The sequence below is a fragment of the Wolbachia endosymbiont of Ctenocephalides felis wCfeT genome (assembly GCF_012277295.1).
In the GTDB taxonomy this organism is placed as follows: domain Bacteria; phylum Pseudomonadota; class Alphaproteobacteria; order Rickettsiales; family Anaplasmataceae; genus Wolbachia.
Map to the genome: position 1 here is coordinate 372,811 of NZ_CP051156.1, position 16,641 is coordinate 389,451.

The following is a 16,641-nucleotide window of genomic DNA, read 5'->3' on the forward strand; positions in this document are numbered from 1 at the left end:
TATTAATTTAAGCTGTTCCAGGTAACGCTGTAAACCCTCTAACTGGACTATACAATGAAGCCTCAGAACTACAAGTAGAAGGTGTATTGTTTGGCTGAGTCTTTTTCTCTGCATAATGCTTAATTACAGGGCATGTAAATTCACCATTACCATTAATAATATCATCTTCAGACAGTGGGTCTACTTTATGTAGTTCATTGCTGACTTCCTTAGCGGTCTTAGCAGCTGTTTCTATATCTGTAGTCTTCGCCTGATTTGCCATATATTCTAGCTTGTTACAATCATCAATTTGCTTGTTGAAATTAATTGATCTGAATTTTTCTGGATAAGCAAAAATAAAAAGTATAAATGGAATGCAACCAAAAGTACTTATAGCTGATGATGCGAATAGACTTATACTTTCTGGGAATAAATATGGAACTTGTGGCAGTACTACAAGCAACGGAAACCATTTTATGACAAATATAAACACTTGTAAACCTGTACTGCCGTAACTTTTTCTATGATTTCTTTTTTCTGTATTCTCTATGTTTGGGTGACGGAAAATATAAAGTATCAGTGGTAAAAAAATTACAGCACTTATAATAAATACTATCGGATTATTTGTGAACAGGTATATAATTAGTGTAGAAACCACAAATAATAGAGTAAGTTTTCCAAAATTCTTCTTGAGAGAAATCATGCTAGCATCCTTAGCGCTCAGAAGAAATTCTGTTGAATTGCCAACATTCCTAATATGGAAAACCTTTTTATCTTTGCTATAGTTTTTTAATGCTGGTTCATCTTTGGCACTAATTATCTTGTTAGAGTCATGATACCAAGCATGAGCGGCTACAATTTCTTTACTGATTTCTAGGATATCATTAACAATTCTCCTATCAGTTATTATTTTTCCTTTATTTTTTACCTTATCCAAAAGCAATCTAATTCTTTTTACTTTTTTATTATTTTCCTCATTATTGTTTCCTTTATTATTTTCTGAATCAATAGAGTTTAATATTGTTAAAATGTGTGCATCTTGTAATGGTGATATGATCTTTTTAAGCACTTTTTTGCCTACTGAACTGTTTATCAATGTCTCAAACAGATTATCCTTATTTTCTGATAATTTTAACAGCTTATCTAGCGTCTTTTGATTTTCAATACTACCCATAAAGGTATAGTTTTTAATAATGTGAACATAAGTTGCTTCAGCGCTTGCAACACCATCTTTTATTTTATCTTTACCAATTGTTGCAAGACAAAATATTAAATAATTAGGGGAAGTCCATAAGTAGTATAGAGCCATGCTAAAGGTGCGTGCAATGTAATATGGAACTGCATACAATGCACTTGGTTTACCTTGATTTTTTATGTTTTTTTCATATGAGTTAAGCTTCTTTTCTAGGTCTTGTAAAACACGAGAGGATTCTTTTTTTGTTTTGTCTAGATCATGATCATTTTTGTTGTGTAAATCATGAAGTTTTTTAACTATAATATCTTGACAAAACTCATGGTTAACCTTTTCACCCTTATCTATTCTATCACTGATGTACTGAATTATTTCCTCTGAGGTTTCTTTTCCAAGTGTTTTTAGTGATCCTTTATTATATTGATTTCTAGCTTTAAATAGCAGTGAGGTAACATTTGCTTTTATTAGATTTTTTACATCAAAGCACAATTTTACACCTTTACGTGTAATTATCCTAAAGAATGGCTGTTGAGTGTTGTCTAGTCCCCTAAGTCTACCATATATTTGATAAATATAATCTGGATTATTAATTATATCATCGCTTTTGCCTACGAGAAGAGAAACGTTCTGCAAATCAAGGTCGTTATATCCTGCGAATTTTAATGGGTCCGCAAGTATTGCTATCCAGCCTTCCTTGAATGCTAGCGTCACTTCTTCCGAAGTATATTGATATGCTATAGGTTTTCCTTCCTTATCAAAGCCAATAAATGGCCCGTTTATTTTTAAATGGCTATAGTTATCAAAAACTATTTTATTTCTCTGACATATCTCTCTTAATTCATATAAAGAAAATTTAGCTGAATTTTCATTTATCTTATTTATAAGGTTATGCTTTCTAAATAATGCAGCTATGGCTGGATAATCTTTAGATTGCCAATTGAAAGCTTTGTCACCTTTCTCATGTTTCAGTTTTTCATATGTCTCTTTTATAAATTCATCACTTTTTAGCCCAAAATTCTCTTTTAGGTACTTCTCTAGCTTATCTTTATACACATCGTAAGTAGGAAGTTTATATTGTTTTTTATCTAAAAGACTACGATTACCAAACTTTGTTATCTCTTCAAGTTCAGCGCATATATCATCTAATACCTGATATTCATCTCCTATTTTCATCATATTATGGAGTTTTTTATCAAGCTCCCAATTTTTTACTATGGTATTTAGGTCTCCAGTCTTTAAGGCTTTAACTACATATTCAATGTTTCCTGTCATCTCAGTAAGTAGACCACCTTTAAACTCTTTCTTTGTAAGGTATTCCTTTATATTTTCCTGAATATTGCTATCTTTAAGTGCATTTTTAACTTCTTCACATAATTCTTCTAAATTTTCTGCTCTTGCTTTATTTAATACGATAACATTAGGATATTTTGCATCACCTTTTTCATCACGACATCCTTGGAGTAATGCTAAAAGAGTGCTATTAATTACACCGTGCATTATTCTATATTCTGAGTAAGTTGCTGTGTCGCTGAAGTCTATTTTATTTACTTCTTCATTTACTTCCTTTTCTCTATTATCCCAACCCCAAACGGCTTTGTTGCATAGCTAAAGTAAAAAGAACTGGGAGTTTACTGACGAAATTCATTATAAACAGGCATTTAACCGACAAAGGAAAAATATGCCAGTCAAAATGAAAGTCAGTAACTGCTACGAATATAACAAATTTCTCCAAGAAAGAGGAAATATTTTTTATTACGTCAACGATGCCATAGAAAATTGGTACGAAAAAAGTCCCAAAATGACCGGTGGCAACAATATTTATAGTGATAAAGTCGTAATTCTAATTCACATAATAACTTATTTGTTTAGAATAGGCCTAAGACAAACGGTGGGGTTTATAGCTGGATACCTTGAGCAAATAGGAAAAAATTTGCAAGTTATCAGCTATTCCCAGGCTTCCAGAAGATTCAAAAAGCTTAACTTAAAAATTAATGATCGAAGACATGATAAAAACAGTATGGAAAATATTGAGATCGCCATAGATAGCACTGGAATAAGCATCTACAATAATATTCCAGGCCATAGTAAGGCAAACGGTACAGATAGAAAGTACCGTGGCTATAAGCAAACAAGAAAATTGCATGTAATGCTGGAGATAGGTAGCAAAAAAGTCATAGCTGCAAAATACAGTAGTGGAGTTTATTCTGACCACTATGGAGCCTGTGATCTTATTGCAAGGGCTAATGCTAAATACAATATAAGCACACTATATGCAGACAGAGCATATAATCGAAAGAAGTTATACAAATTGTGCAATGAGCTTGGCATAAAGACAAAAATTCCTCTGCAAAACAATGCAGTGGAGCATCCAAAGCTGGATTATATGGCTGAGAGAAATTCTACAATCAAGCTCATAAAGTCATATGGTGAAGATGGTATGAAGAAGTGGAAAAAAGAGATAAATTATGGGAAGAGATCTTATATAGAAAGTTTTTTCTCGCGACTGAAGCAAACATTTGGGTTTAGTTTTAGGAACAAATCTGAGATTAACCGTGAGAAAGAAATGCTACTCAAGTGTTATTTGCTGAACAAATTTACTGAAATAGGCATGGCTAAATTTGAGATAGCTTCATGAATTTATTATGCATTGCCTCCTATCCAAAGAGCGATGCAACAAAGCCATTTTAAGTCAAGAAGAGACACTGAAGCATTGCAGAGAAAGTCTTTATTGAAAATTGTGCCAGGTGCTGAAAATACGAAAGAGGCAAAAATTGTCCTAGAAGTAGAGGGAGAAGAAGTGACTGTCGCAAAGTTTTTAGAAATTGGATATTTTTTCAAAGGTGATAATCTTTACATAAGAAACCACGTAACTGGTAGCAATACATTAATTCCAAAAGATTTTCACTTTCTCAAAGTAATTCAAACTGGCCTAAGTGAGTATAAACTAGCTTTTTGTAATCATTTGGGAAATTTATGTATCCATTCAGCCGGGCGGTAAAATAAAGAGTAGACAAGGAATGCTAAAAAGGTAAACTAGAGTGGCTGTGAGGTAATATGGTTGATCTTTTAGAATTTTGCGAAAGTTTAAGCAGACTATAGAAAAGTTAGAAACAAAAATAGAAGAGCTTAAAGCAGAAAATAAAGCGCTAAGGATCGAAAACGCTGAGTTAAAAGAAAGGCTTGGCTTAAATTCAAAAAATTCATCTATACCAAGCTCCAAAGAATTATATAAGATGAGGGAAAATAAGCCAAAAAGTGACAGGAAAGTAGGAGCACAGGTTGGACATAAAGGCAGTTACCGCCCTAAAATGGAGGCAGATGAGATGGTAAAAATAGAACTGCCCAATACGTGTGAGTGCGGAGGAGAAATTGCGGTATCAAAAGATCCGTATACTCATCAAAAGGTCGATTTGCCGGAAATCAAGCCGTATGTAGTTGAATATCAACTAGAGCATGGACGTTGCAAAAGATGTGGAAAAAGAAAAAGTAGCAAGCTACAAGAAGGAGTAACTGCGGACACATTTGGTCCAAGAGTTAAGTCAGTAATTGCAGCATTAAGTGGATTTTACAAGAATTCGAAAAAAGAAGTGGCAAATATTATAAAGGACATTTTCAACCTGGATATCAGCGTCGGTAGTGTATCAAATAGCGAGGCTAGAGTGGCAGAAAAATGCCAAGAAGCATATGAGCAAATTGAGGAAGAGGTAAGCAAGAGCAAAATTTTACATATCGATGAAACTAGCCATTACAACAAAGGTAAACAGGGCTGGTGCTGGATGTTTGCGAGCAAAATAGGAAGTGTGATCAAATTGACAGAGTCAAGAGGGATGAAAGTCCTGGAAAATAGTAAATTTGGAAAGAATAACAACCTAGTAGTGACCGACAGATATGCAGCTTACAACTACTTTTCCAGCAAGAAAAGGCAGGTCTGTTGGGCACATTTAGCAAGAGATTTTGAAAGGTTGTCTCATAGTTGGAATAGCGAAGTGAAAGTTTTGGGGTATTATTTAAGGAATGTTGCTACTGAATTATTTGCATTGAAAAAAGCTCTGTTAAAGGATGAAATAGACACATTAAGGTTCATAAGAAGAGCAAGAAAATTACGCAAGCGAACGAGATATTACTTAAAGAATATATCAAATTTACCCGAGGCAATTGGAGCGTCTCGAGTAGCAAAAAATATCATGAAATCGGATCTGATGATGTGGAAATTTTTGGACGATCCAGAAAATATTCCACTGACAAACAACTATGCTGAGCGACAGATTCGGCATTACGTTGTTTACCGAAAAGTTTCATATTTTACACAATCGAAACGGGGAAATATGTTTCTTGAGAGGATAATTTCATTGTACTTGACTTGGAGGCAAAAGAAGTTAAATCCTTTTCAAAACCTACTGGCTATTGCTTCTTAAGCCATACACCTGAATGGATACGCTACACAAAGCCATGCATAGGCGTAGTATTTTCCATTGCCTGGTGTATTATCTATTTTTTTCCATTTTTATATGCTTCACTCTCTGCTTCTGTGATGCAGTTTTGAGGTTGATTAGATAATTTTTCTGCGCTTGCATTGCTTATATTCGGGTTTCCTCTGAGATTAATACGTTTTAGATTATCTGTGGCAAGTAATGCTGTTCCTGCTACCGCTATAATAGCTGCTACACCAAGGCATGCATAACTGTACGAATGTTGCGTTTTAGGCCATTTACCCACAAAATGGTGTCATACCAGCGCCCAGACACTTGTATCCAGCCTTTAAATTCCATTCAAAATAACTTTTATATTCATTATTTATGCTCAATTGAAATTCCTGGATTCTAGCGCGTGACGCTAGAATGGCTTTGTTGCATAGCTAAAGTAAAAAGAACTGGGAGTTACTGACGAAATTCATTATAAATAGGCATTTAACCGACAAAGGAAAAATATGCCAGTCAAAATGAAAGTCAGTAACTGCTACGAATATAACAAATTTCTCCAAGAAAGAGGAAATATTTTTTATTACGTCAACGATGCCATAGAAAATTGGTACAAAAAAAGTCCCAAAATGGCCGGTGGCAACAATATTTATAGTGATAAAGTCGTAATTCTAATTCACATAATAACTTATTTGTTTAGAATAGGCCTAAGACAAACGGTGGGGTTTATAGCGGGATACCTTGAGCAAATAGGAAAAAATTTGCAAGTTATCAGCTATTCCCAGGCTTCCAGAAGATTCAAAAAGCTTAACTTAAAAATTAATGATCGAAGACATGATAAAAACAGTATGGAAAATATTGAGATCGCCATAGATAGCACTGGAATAAGCATCTACAATAATATTCCAGGCCATAGTAAGGCAAACGGTACAGATAGAAAGTACCGTGGCTATAAGCAAACAAGAAAATTGCATGTAATGCTGGAGATAGGTAGCAAAAAAGTCATAGCTGCAAAATACAGTAGTGGAGTTTATTCTGACCACTATGGAGCCTGTGATCTTATTGCAAGGGCTAATGCTAAATACAATATAAGCACACTATATGCAGACAGAGCATATAATCGAAAGAAGTTATACAAATTATGCAATGAGCTTGGCATAAAGACAAAAATTCCACTACAAAACAATGCAGTGGAGCATCCAAAGCTGGATTATATGGCTGAGAGAAATTCTACAATCAAGTTCATAAAGTCATATGGTGAAGATGGTATGAAGAAGTGGAAAAAAGAGATAAATTATGGGAAGAGATCTTATATAGAAAGTTTTTTCTCGCGACTGAAGCAAACATTTGGGTTTAGTTTTAGGAACAAATCTGAGATTAACCGTGAGAAAGAAATGCTACTCAAGTGTTATTTGCTGAACAAATTTACTGAAATAGGCATGGCTAAATTTGAGATAGCTTCATGAATTTATTATGCATTGCCTCCTATCCAAAGAGCGATGCAACAAAGCCTGCTGGGATCCAGCTCTTTTCATAAACAAAAAAATGAACTTATACTAAAGCATTCTCGGAAAATTCAAAATTTTTAAGTACAATAACATCTTGTCGCTTTGGGCTTGTCGAAATAAGGTGAATTGGCACACCAACCAATTCTTCTATTTTTTTTATATATTTGATTAAATTAATAGGTAATGTCTCAGTTGACCTCTTACCTTGAGTGTCCTCTTTCCACCCAGGAAACTCTTCATATATTGGTTCTAATTCTTCTTGTACTGAACTTAAAGCAGGCAGGTAATCATATTTTTTACCATTGTGAATATACCCAACACATATTTTAATTGTATCAAAAGAGTCAAGAATATCTAATTTTGTCAATACGATACCTGAAACTCCAGAAAGTTGCACAGCTTGACGCACTAAAACCGCATCAAACCACCCACAGCGCCTCCTTCTATTACTTACTGTTCCAAGCTCTTTACCTATAGTAAATAAATTTTCCCCTATCTCATTTTCTTGTTCAGCTGGAAATGGACCGTTACCCACTCTTGTTGTGTAAGCCTTTGCCACCCCAACAATATGAACATTAGAAAACAAACCTGACCCTGTAATTGCTTGCGACGCTATAGTATTACTTGAGGTAACAAAAGGATATGTCCCGTGGTCAATATCCAAGAATGTACCTTGTGCGCCCTCAAAAATAACCTCTTTATTCTCCTCTATAAGGTCATTTAGCACCTTCCATACAGGCTTCTTATATGGTAAAACTTTCTCTGAAATCTCTTGAATTTCTTTTAATATCTCTTCTTTCGTCACTGCAGGATAGTTTAGACCTCTTCTAATCGCGTTGTGATAGTTTAGAAGGTTATCTATTCTTTTATTTAATTCATCTGCATGTTCCAGATCACAAAGGCGTATTGCCCTTCTTCCAACTTTATCTTCATAGCATGGCCCAATACCCTTGTGTGTTGTGCCAATTTTATTTAAATTTTCAAATAAATTCTCCTTTTCTTTATGTACACTGAGTATAAGCGGGCAACTTTCGGATATCATCAAATTATTAGGATTTACATCTATACCTTTTATTTTTAATGATTCTATCTCTGAGATCAGAGCATGTGGATCAAGAGCAACACCATTTCCTATAACAGATATTTTATCTGGCCTTAAAACAGAAGAAGGCAGCAGATTTAATTTATAGACTTCATCATTTACTACTATTGTGTGCCCAGCGTTATTGCCCCCTTGGAATCTCACAACCACATCTGCATTTTCAGAAAGGTAATCCACTATTTTACCCTTTCCTTCATCGCCCCACTGCAGACCAATAACTACTATATTACCCATTATTCCCTTTATATTAATGATTTCGAAAGAAGTCTATTTAAATATTAATACAACATACTATAGATGACAAGGCCTATCTTAAAAAACCTGCTGCGAAAGAATTATGTGAAATCACGATTTATGGATTCTATTGGGCTTTGTTGCATCGCTCTTTGGATAGGAGGCAATGCATAATAAATTCATGAAGCTATCTCAAATTTAGCCATGCCTATTTCAGTAAATTTGTTCAGCAAATAACACTTGAGTAGCATTTCTTTCTCACGGTTAATCTCAGATTTGTTCCTAAAACTAAACCCAAATGTTTGCTTCAGTCGCGAGAAAAAACTTTCTATATAAGATCTCTTCCCATAATTTATCTCTTTTTTCCACTTCTTCATACCATCTTCACCATATGACTTTATGAGCTTGATTGTAGAATTTCTCTCAGCCATATAATCCAGCTTTGGATGCTCCACTGCATTGTTTTGCAGAGGAATTTTTGTCTTTATGCCAAGCTCATTGCACAATTTGTATAACTTCTTTCGATTATATGCTCTGTCTGCATATAGTGTGCTTATATTGTATTTAGCATTAGCCCTTGCAATAAGATCACAGGCTCCATAGTGGTCAGAATAAACTCCACTACTGTATTTTGCAGCTATGACTTTTTTGCTACCTATCTCCAGCATTACATGCAATTTTCTTGTTTGCTTATAGCCACGGTACTTTCTATCTGTACCGTTTGCCTTACTATGGCCTGGAATATTATTGTAGATGCTTATTCCAGTGCTATCTATGGCGATCTCAATATTTTCCATACTGTTTTTATCATGTCTTCGATCATTAATTTTTAAGTTAAGCTTTTTGAATCTTCTGGAAGCCTGGGAATAGCTGATAACTTGCAAATTTTTTCCTATTTGCTCAAGGTATCCAGCTATAAACCCCACCGTTTGTCTTAGGCCTATTCTAAACAAATAAGTTATTATGTGAATTAGAATTACGACTTTATCACTATAAATATTGTTGCCACCGGCCATTTTGGGACTTTTTTCGTACCAATTTTCTATGGCATCGTTGACGTAATAAAAAATATTTCCTCTTTCTTGGAGAAATTTGTTATATTCGTAGCAGTTACTGACTTTCATTTTGACTGGCATATTTTTCCTTTGTCGGTTAAATGGTATCCATTCAGGTGTATGGCTTAAGAAGCAATAGCCAGTAGGTTTTGAAAAGGATTTAACTTCTTTTGCCTCCAAGTCAAGTACAATGAAATTATCCTCTCAAGGTATCCATTCAGGTGTATGGCTTAAGAAGCAATAGCCAGTAGGTTTTGAAAAGGATTTAACTTCTTTTGCCTCCAAGTCAAGTACAATGAAATTATCCTCTCAAGAAACATATTTCCCCGTTTCGATTGTGTAAAATATGAAACTTTTCGGTAAACAACGTAATGCCGAATCTGTCGCTCAGCATAGTTGTTTGTCAGTGGAATATTTTCTGGATCGTCCAAAAATTTCCACATCATCAGATCCGATTTCATGATATTTTTTGCTACTCGAGACGCTCCAATTGCCTCGGGTAAATTTGATATATTCTTTAAGTAATATCTCGTTCGCTTGCGTAATTTTCTTGCTCTTCTTATGAACCTTAATGTGTCTATTTCATCCTTTAACAGAGCTTTTTTCAATGCAAATAATTCAGTAGCAACATTCCTTAAATAATACCCCAAAACTTTCACTTCGCTATTCCAACTATGAGACAACCTTTCAAAATCTCTTGCTAAATGTGCCCAACAGACCTGCCTTTTCTTGCTGGAAAAGTAGTTGTAAGCTGCATATCTGTTGGTCACTACTAGGTTGTTATTCTTTCCAAATTTACTATTTTCCAGGACTTTCATCCCTCTTGACTCTGTCAATTTGATCACACTTCCTATTTTGCTCGCAAACATCCAGCACCAGCCCTGTTTACCTTTGTTGTAATGGCTAGTTTCATCGATATGTAAAATTTTGCTCTTGCTTACCTCTTCCTCAATTTGCTCATATGCTTCTTGGCATTTTTCTGCCACTCTAGCCTCGCTATTTGATACACTACCGACGCTGATATCCAGGTTGAAAATGTCCTTTATAATATTTGCCACTTCTTTTTTCGAATTCTTGTAAAATCCACTTAATGCTGTAATTACTGACTTAACTCTTGGACCAAATGTGTCCGCAGTTACTCCTTCTTGTAGCTTGCTACTTTTTCTTTTTCCACATCTTTTGCAACGTCCATGCTCTAGTTGATATTCAACTACATACGGCTTGATTTCCGGCAAATCGACCTTTTGATGAGTATACGGATCTTTTGATACCGCAATTTCTCCTCCGCACTCACACGTATTGGGCAGTTCTATTTTTACCATCTCATCTGCCTCCATTTTAGGGCGGTAACTGCCTTTATGTCCAACCTGTGCTCCTACTTTCCTGTCACTTTTTGACTTATTTTCCCTCATCTTATATAATTCTTTGGAGCTTGGTATAGATGAATTTTTTGAATTTAAGCCAAGCCTTTCTTTTAACTCAGCGTTTTCGATCCTTAGCGCTTTATTTTCTGCTTTAAGCTCTTCTATTTTTGTTTCTAACTTTTCTATAGTCTGCTTAAACTTTCGCAAAATTCTAAAAGATCAACCATATTACCTCACAGCCACTCTAGTTTACCTTTTTAGCATTCCTTGTCTACTCTTTATTTTACCGCCCGGCTGAATGGATACATATTCGTACAATTATGGATCAAGTCATAGAATGACACCGTTTTGTGGGCGATTGGCCTAAAATTCAATATTCGTACAGTTAGAGCAGCTGCTACCCTATTGTTATTGTTTTTTTAGAGTTAGTCATTACTCAGTTCTTGTGTGCTACTACGTAGATGCTTTATAGACGGTGCTGTAGCATTACTTGATGGTAAAAAATTCCTTGCTGATGCACTTTGCATTAGTGTATCCATAGCACTTCGTCTATCTGCTCCAGTACGCACTCTGTAGTCAAAATTAAGATCTATTCCATTTACTTTGCCTTTGCCATCTTGGGTAGTGTGACACGACAGAATAAAGCCACCAGCAGCATAAGCTCCATTATTAACATCCCCGGTGAAAACACTACGAGCAGTAACGTTATTATCGTCTCCTTCTGTTCGCATAATCATTTCACCATTTTGTAAACCATCACCATTTATGTTTCTTAGTATAATAATCTGATCTACACCATTAGCACATTCATTATCTACTCTCGATATTACTTCCACAGTTGGTTGCTGGTTATTTCTTACTAATGGATGACTTGTATAATTAGTACTTGACTGATGATCCAGATCTGCATTTTTCTGTTGCCTTAAATTATCAACTTCTTCTTCAACACGTTTACTATATTCTTCTTTATTGTTTATCTTAGTTTTGGTTGCTTCTTCATTTTCTACCTCAGTGTTTGCTACATTTGGATTATTAATAGCCATAAAAATAAGACCTGGTACTAATGAAATTGTCACATTTAATAGAAAGCATGGAACTATTATTGCAACGGCAATAATATAGAATAAAAATCTAAGTATACTTTTTATTACTTTAGATAATTTAGAATCGTTATCTTTAGCACTAACGGCATTTATAAAGCTTTGGCACAGAAAAAACGCTGTTAATGTGAGAACAGTAAATGGAACTATTAGAACAAGTAAAAAAGCTTTAGTTAATTTTTTTGCTGAACTAATATTTTCTAATGATATAAGATGATTATTACGCTGATTAACAAATAATTTTACACCACACATCAATATTTTACTACTTTTTTCTGACGTTCCAATATGCATTTTTATTACCAAATATACTAATGTTATTATTATAGAAATTTTTTTTATTTTATCAAGCAAAAATTTCTCTTCCATTATTTTTATTACTGATTATAATGTGGCTGCTGGTGTATGGTTTCTTCATACACTTTTTTAATCAAGTATTTTAATTATTCATCGTAAGTCATTGAGTTTTTTAGCTTATTGAAGAGCTTTAATAAAAAACTTATCAAATAAAAATTTATCAAAGGAGGGTTACGTTATGTCTACAATCATTTTATCATCAATTTTAGGTCAGGCCGGTAGTGTTTTTGGTCCAGTTGGTCAAATTATTGGTTCTGAGCTTGGCGCATTGATTGGTGCGCAGCTAGATAGCGCAATGTTTGGCCTTGATGCCGAGCAGAAAGTAACACATGGAGCAAGGCTAAAGAATCTGCAGGTGCAGACATCTGCTTATGGTAGGACAATTCCAATTATTTATGGCACTGCTCGAGTTGCAGGAAATATCATTTGGTCCAAGCCGCTTAGAGAAGAAGCAGTTACTGATAAAAATAAAATCACGTATAACTACTATGCAACACTTGCAATTGCCATCTGCAAGGGAGAAGTAAAAAAATTAAAGAGAATCTGGGCAGATACAAAATCACTCAATTTTGATGAGATAGATTATACTTTTTATCCAGGTACGGAGGATCAAGAGCCCGATTCACTTACGGGGGAGGGTGCTGCATACAGAGGAATATCCTACATAATAATCAAGGATTTTCCTTTAGCAGACTACAACAACCGCGTTCCGGTGTTTACATTTGAGGTACAGGCTGCATTAAAATCCAGTGAGTTTTCAGTGGCAGATAACATTAACAATATCAACATCATTCCAGGTTCGGGAGAGTATGTGTATGATACAAAAATACAGAAAAAAATCTCGCGAGAGAAAATTAGCAGTAATCAATATATTCCCTATGGAGCAGCAAAAAGGATAAATCACAACAATCATACTAAAAAAAGTGATGCCATGCTTTCTTTGGATCAATTAAAGGAAGATTTGCCAAATGTTGAATGGGTATCAGTGGTAGTAAACTGGTTTGCAGATGATATAAATATAGAAGACTGCAAAATATATCCCGCAGTTGAATTTCAAGATGATTCAAGAACTGTTCCTGATGATTGGAAAGTAGGTAATATAACCAGAGACAATGCTCGGGTGATTTCAAAAGATAGTAATGAAAACATCAGATATGGAGGCACTATTAGTGACTCAGCATTGATTGGATATATAGAGGAGTTGCACAGCAGGGGCTATAAGGTAATGCTTTATCCTATGCTGCTTCTTGATACAGAAAATAAAGAATGGCGAGGCCGAATTGCAGGGTCACCAGAAAGCATCAGTAGTTTTTTCCGCAATCAATATAACAAATTTATAGGGCACTATATCAGCATTGCTAAGCAGACTAAAGTTGAAGGATTTATCATTGGCTCTGAGTTTGCTCAACTAACTAGAGTAACAAGTTCATGGGATAGTTATCCAACAGTTACAGCACTTAAGATGTTAGCTTCTAAAGTAAAACATGAACTTGGAAAGGAGGTGACTGTAACCTACGCTGCAGATTGGAGTGAATATCACTCACATGATGGTTGGTATAACATGGATGAGCTATGGTCTTCAGAGCATATTGATGTTGTTGGCATAGATGCATACTTTCCGCTAACTGATGGACCTGAGCCTTCTCTTGGATATTCTGTGCAAGATGTAATCGATGGTTGGAGTAGTGGAGAAGGGTATGATTATTTTTATGATTACTCCAAGAATGAACCTGAAAAGGTAAAATATAATGACAGCAAATACGCATGGAAAAATATAGAAAAATGGTGGAGTGAAGTCCACATTAATCCTGATGGCAGCCAAACAAAATGGCGACTGAAAATGAAAAAGATATGGTTCATTGAATATGGGTTCCCCAGCGTAAATGGCTGCACTAATGAGCCAAATGTATTTATAGATAAAAGTAGCACAGAAAGTAAATATCCAAAGTATTCAAACGGAGAGGTGAGTTTTCTTGCACAGAAAATTGCAATCGAAGGCACATTAAAAAAGTGGAAAGATTCAGAAATGGTGGAGAAAATGTTTCTCTGGGCATGGGATGCCAGACCATTTCCTTACTTTCCTAATTTGTGCAATATGTGGGCTGATTGCCATAATTGGCAGACGGGACATTGGGTGCAGGGAAAAATTTCGCAGTTCAATATAGCTGATGTTTTATCTGATCTACTGCAGAAAGCAGGCTTAAAAACTGATCAGTTTGATACAAGTGGTGTTAAAGGATTATTGTCCGGATATGCAATAAATGACCAGCAATCGGTGCGTTCAATTATTAGAATGTTGCAGAATTATTATTTTTTGATGTGGTTGAGAAAGAGTCAAAGCTGAAATTCGTCCAAAAGGGGACAGAACATAAAGATGATGTGGCTGAAATACCAATCGGTGATGTTGTTATGAAAGGCAATTCAAGGCAAATGCAGCTGATAAATATAAGCCAGTTGGACTTAAACAATAAAGTTAGTGTTGTCTATTTTAACCGCAATTTTGGCTATCCAATTGATGTTAAGTATGCAGAACTTCCAAAGCAGGGAAAAGCTTCAGTAGTTGAAGTGCCGCTTATTATGGAAGAGGATGAAGCGCAAAATATCGCTGAAGTTTTGCTTTATTCTGCTTGGCAAGAGAGGAATATATATAATTTTAAGTTGCCGATTAAATACGCATGGCTTTTACCAAGTGACATAGTAGCAATTTTAGATGGCAAAAAAAAGCACACGATAAGAATTACAAAGACAAAACTTGAAAGTATGTCTATTCAGATAAGTGGTGTTGGCTATGATCCTTCTATTTACAAGCTTTCTTTTCCTTCAGCTGAGTCGCTTATGCTTAAAGAGCATCCTCCATCTCACATTGGTAAAACCATCATAGAAATAATAGATTTACCAAATATTAAAAATGATAATATAAGTTTTACTTTAATTACTGAAGAAGAAAATTGGAAGGGAGCAACACTCTTTATTTCATATGATAATAAAGATTACCAACTAGTTGCCAGCTCGAGTAAGCAGTCCACTTATGGACATGTAGTAGAGTCTCATTGTAAAGAGATTATAGTTGCATTGCGCTCTGGTAAATTACCAGGTTCTTTAAATTCAGCACTGATTGGAAAAGAAGTAATAACATTCCAAAATGCTGAGCTTATAGAAAAAAATAGATATAGGTTAACAATAACAGGGCAGGGGATAATATAGAATATACAGGTGAAAAATTCACCCTACTTGATGATTCAATAATATCTTTTGCAGTGCAGCGTGGGAGGAAAATTTACCTCAAGGCAGTAACCTACGGCGATTCAATTGGTAACACGGAAGCAAAAGCTCTAAAAATTGACAATCAACAAAATATGTGTTAATATTAATACATATATAATGAAGAATTTAGTATGACAGACGCAATGGTTAATGCACTCATAGAGAGAGTGGAAGGGTTTGGGTATTATGACTTGAATGTTAAGAAAATAAGCGAGAGTGGTTGGAAGAAAATAATTTCTGGTGAGCAGACAAATGAGGATATTTTCGATAGGTCTGAAAGGATCTATGTAAATAGACAAAAAATAACTCGGAAATTTATTAATGATTTAAAATCAACACATGAAAACTTAATTTCAAAAGATGAAAATGGAAAAAAAGATTACCGTCCATTTTTGAGAGAAGCTTTTACAGAAATATTTAAAAATACAGGTGCAGCAGTTCCAAATGATTTTATTATTGCAAAATTAATAGATAATTACCATCAAGGTGGATATATTAACTTTTTTTGTGCTGCATATTTTGAAGTACTTTTTTCTTTTAACTTACATTCAGATTTTTATAAAAGAAAATTTCATATAAGTTGCGATGATCCTAATTGCCTCAAGTTTAGCTTTAGCTCAAAAATAGGTATACATGAGACCAATGATACTGGCCGTCCTGTACGAAAAATATGCAATTTATCCAGCTCAGTGGAATTCACACTGAGATGTAAGGATGGAAATGTAGAATATGAGGAAGGTAAAGTGTTACTTATTATTCCTAAGAAGCTAGAAAATTATGAACAGAACGGTAAAAGCTTGAAGGACATTATTATCGAATATTTTCAGAGATTTTGTGAAATATTTGGTTTTATACTGGGGATAAAAATAGAACATGATCTTGACACGCTAACAACGAAAGTAAATGGGGTGGTTTTATCTTCTAATAATAATAAAAACCAAGAAGAGTCTAAAAGTGTAAGTTAAATAATTCATTGTAATACACTGAGATTCCTATTTTTAATGTCATACGAGTAGCTGATACTGTGATCCAGCTTTATGCTGTGCTGGCGTTATTTTTGTAATGAAA

11 protein-coding genes and 2 pseudogenes are annotated in these 16,641 nt (G+C 34.7%); 7 read left to right on the forward strand and 6 right to left on the reverse strand.

The window, feature by feature from the left end; genetic code table 11:
* Window positions 1-7: 7 nt before the first annotated feature.
* Entirely contained in the window at window positions 8-2,668 is a 2,661-nt protein-coding gene (locus HF197_RS01830; RefSeq protein WP_168464049.1) for a hypothetical protein, read from the reverse strand.
* Window positions 2,669-2,849: 181 nt separating this feature from the next.
* On the opposite strand from HF197_RS01830, the gene HF197_RS01835 reads away from it, so the two are divergent.
* From HF197_RS01835 to tnpC (HF197_RS01845), 3 genes and pseudogenes are all read left to right on the forward strand, one after another.
* Window positions 2,850-3,806 (forward strand): IS5 family transposase, encoded by a 957-nt coding sequence (locus HF197_RS01835; protein WP_168464050.1) that lies wholly within the window; start codon window positions 2,850-2,852, stop codon window positions 3,804-3,806.
* A 33-nt stretch (window positions 3,807-3,839) separates the two neighbouring features.
* Window positions 3,840-4,169: a hypothetical protein gene (locus tag HF197_RS01840; protein ID WP_168464051.1), complete on the forward strand. Its 330-nt coding sequence runs from the start codon at window positions 3,840-3,842 to the stop codon at window positions 4,167-4,169.
* A gap of 56 nt (window positions 4,170-4,225) precedes the next feature.
* A pseudogene (tnpC, locus tag HF197_RS01845) lies at window positions 4,226-5,586 on the forward strand (IS66 family transposase).
* Between the two features lie 73 nt (window positions 5,587-5,659).
* Here the strand turns inward: tnpC (HF197_RS01845) and HF197_RS01850 are convergent.
* Window positions 5,660-5,887, reverse strand: coding sequence for a hypothetical protein (locus HF197_RS01850; RefSeq protein ID WP_168464052.1), 228 nt, complete (start codon window positions 5,885-5,887; stop codon window positions 5,660-5,662).
* A gap of 211 nt (window positions 5,888-6,098) precedes the next feature.
* Here HF197_RS01850 and HF197_RS01855 point away from each other — a divergent pair, with 211 nt between their 5' ends.
* Window positions 6,099-7,055 (forward strand): IS5 family transposase, encoded by a 957-nt coding sequence (locus HF197_RS01855; protein WP_168463947.1) that lies wholly within the window; start codon window positions 6,099-6,101, stop codon window positions 7,053-7,055.
* 85 nt (window positions 7,056-7,140) lie between these two features.
* On the opposite strand, the gene HF197_RS01860 is transcribed toward HF197_RS01855, so the two are convergent.
* The 4 genes and pseudogenes from HF197_RS01860 to HF197_RS01875 all read right to left on the reverse strand — a co-directional run bounded on the left by HF197_RS01860 (window position 7,141) and on the right by HF197_RS01875 (window position 12,306).
* Complete coding sequence (locus HF197_RS01860) at window positions 7,141-8,433, reverse strand: adenylosuccinate synthase (RefSeq protein ID WP_168464053.1); 1,293 nt, start codon at window positions 8,431-8,433, stop codon at window positions 7,141-7,143.
* A 179-nt stretch (window positions 8,434-8,612) separates the two neighbouring features.
* Window positions 8,613-9,569, reverse strand: a complete 957-nt coding sequence (locus HF197_RS01865; protein WP_168463922.1) for an IS5 family transposase — start codon at window positions 9,567-9,569, stop codon at window positions 8,613-8,615.
* 149 nt (window positions 9,570-9,718) lie between these two features.
* Window positions 9,719-11,079: pseudogene (tnpC, locus tag HF197_RS01870) on the reverse strand (IS66 family transposase).
* Between the two features lie 198 nt (window positions 11,080-11,277).
* On the reverse strand, window positions 11,278-12,306 hold the full coding sequence (locus tag HF197_RS01875) for a hypothetical protein (protein WP_168464054.1): 1,029 nt from the start codon (window positions 12,304-12,306) through the stop codon (window positions 11,278-11,280).
* A 181-nt stretch (window positions 12,307-12,487) separates the two neighbouring features.
* Between HF197_RS01875 and HF197_RS01880 the strand changes: the two genes are divergently transcribed.
* From HF197_RS01880 to HF197_RS01885, 3 genes are all read left to right on the forward strand, one after another.
* Entirely contained in the window at window positions 12,488-14,653 is a 2,166-nt protein-coding gene (locus HF197_RS01880) for a baseplate megatron protein TIM-barrel domain-containing protein (protein ID WP_246168550.1), read from the forward strand.
* On the forward strand, window positions 14,629-15,513 hold the full coding sequence (locus HF197_RS07395) for a phage tail protein (RefSeq protein ID WP_246168553.1): 885 nt from the start codon (window positions 14,629-14,631) through the stop codon (window positions 15,511-15,513). Before HF197_RS01880 ends, HF197_RS07395 begins: the two co-directional genes overlap by 25 nt.
* Before the next feature lie 191 nt (window positions 15,514-15,704).
* Window positions 15,705-16,538 (forward strand): hypothetical protein, encoded by an 834-nt coding sequence (locus HF197_RS01885; RefSeq protein ID WP_168464055.1) that lies wholly within the window; start codon window positions 15,705-15,707, stop codon window positions 16,536-16,538.
* The last annotated feature ends 103 nt before the right edge of the window (window positions 16,539-16,641 follow it).

Coding starts and splice junctions, on each gene's coding strand:
- HF197_RS01830 (WP_168464049.1), bottom strand. CDS start 2,668: ATGCACGGTGTAATTAATAGCACTCTTTTAGCATTACTCCAAGGATGT.
- HF197_RS01835 (WP_168464050.1), top strand. CDS start 2,850: ATGCCAGTCAAAATGAAAGTCAGTAACTGCTACGAATATAACAAATTT.
- HF197_RS01840 (WP_168464051.1), top strand. CDS start 3,840: ATGCAACAAAGCCATTTTAAGTCAAGAAGAGACACTGAAGCATTGCAG.
- HF197_RS01855 (WP_168463947.1), top strand. CDS start 6,099: ATGCCAGTCAAAATGAAAGTCAGTAACTGCTACGAATATAACAAATTT.
- HF197_RS01860 (WP_168464053.1), bottom strand. CDS start 8,433: ATGGGTAATATAGTAGTTATTGGTCTGCAGTGGGGCGATGAAGGAAAG.
- HF197_RS01865 (WP_168463922.1), bottom strand. CDS start 9,569: ATGCCAGTCAAAATGAAAGTCAGTAACTGCTACGAATATAACAAATTT.
- HF197_RS01880 (WP_246168550.1), top strand. CDS start 12,488: ATGTCTACAATCATTTTATCATCAATTTTAGGTCAGGCCGGTAGTGTT.
- HF197_RS01885 (WP_168464055.1), top strand. CDS start 15,705: ATGACAGACGCAATGGTTAATGCACTCATAGAGAGAGTGGAAGGGTTT.